The organism is Streptococcus sp. HMSC066E07 (genome assembly GCF_001814695.1).
Classification (GTDB): domain Bacteria; phylum Bacillota; class Bacilli; order Lactobacillales; family Streptococcaceae; genus Streptococcus; species Streptococcus hominis.
In genome coordinates this window covers 1-291 of the sequence record NZ_KV817422.1, presented here as the reverse complement: position 1 = coordinate 291, position 291 = coordinate 1, and the positions used below count along the sequence as shown (strand labels likewise).

The following is a 291-nucleotide window of genomic DNA, read 5'->3' as shown; positions in this document are numbered from 1 at the left end:
CATCATTAAATTCATAATGACAAGATAATTAAAAATAAAAGCGATGTCAAATAGGAAATAATTTTTATTCTGTAGCTTCACCAGCTCTGTCTATTAAACTACAAAAGCTCAAGGAGTACAGAACAATGCCTTTAGAAATAATTACTAAAGAAGTATTTAAACAACATTATCAAAAAGCGAAACGAAAATCTTTTATCCAATCAGTAGAAATGTCTGATCTATTGAAAAAAAGAGGGTATAATGTTGAGTTTATTGGTTTCTTTACTAACAATCAATTACAAGTATCAGCAT

The 291-nt window shown here is 27.5% G+C and carries 1 protein-coding gene; it reads left to right on the top strand.

Annotation, left to right across the window (positions count from 1 at the left end; genetic code table 11):
* Window positions 1-125 precede the first annotated feature (125 nt).
* On the top strand, window positions 126-291 hold a 166-nt coding region (locus tag HMPREF2984_RS09345; protein ID WP_142350221.1), incomplete at its 3' end, for a peptidoglycan bridge formation glycyltransferase FemA/FemB family protein.